Genomic DNA, 609 nt, shown 5'->3' on the forward strand with positions numbered 1-609 from the left:
TAGGCTCGTCAGGCCCTCTGCCCTTCTTTCCTTTGCTAGACATGTCCTTCACGAAAAAGACTTGCGTTACATCATTGGCAAGGACAAAAGGTTCGTCCGAGTATCCAACCTTGTTAAGGTCAACAGTTGTCATCCCACTGTCATCAATCATTACGCCTCCACCAGTCAACCTAACCCATTGGCACCGGAACAGAGGAACCTTGAGAGGACCATAGTCAAGTTCCCATATGTCCTCGATGGCACCGTAATACGTGGCAGTTGTTCCATCGTGTCCCATGGCATCGACACGAACAGCGCTGTTTTGGTTCGTGCTCTTCATGTCTTGGGCTCTCGTGTAGAATGTGTACCCATTGATCTCATATCCCTGGAATGTCGTGATCGACCCAGACGGTCCCCTCGCCAGGAAGGCAAGTTGTTGGTTGATCGACTCGTTACCCATGAGATGTTGTCGTAGCCACGCGGGGAAAGTATCAATGTGATGCCGTGTAATCCATGCATCGGACTTACCGATGTTCCTGGCGCGAACTAGAGCCAAGTGCTCCTCGATCTAAGGAGCTAACAATGAAGATTGTTGCAGAACCGTGGAATGGGCTTTAGGGAATAAATTGT

General features: G+C 49.8%; 1 protein-coding gene. It reads right to left on the reverse strand.

The window, feature by feature from the left end:
• Positions 1-439: DUF4216 domain-containing protein (locus N1031_RS20570; RefSeq protein ID WP_259481795.1), on the reverse strand; the 439-nt coding region annotated here is incomplete at its 3' end.
• Positions 440-609: the final 170 nt, after the last annotated feature.

This window comes from Herbiconiux moechotypicola (assembly GCF_024979255.1).
Lineage (GTDB): Bacteria > Actinomycetota > Actinomycetes > Actinomycetales > Microbacteriaceae > Herbiconiux > Herbiconiux moechotypicola.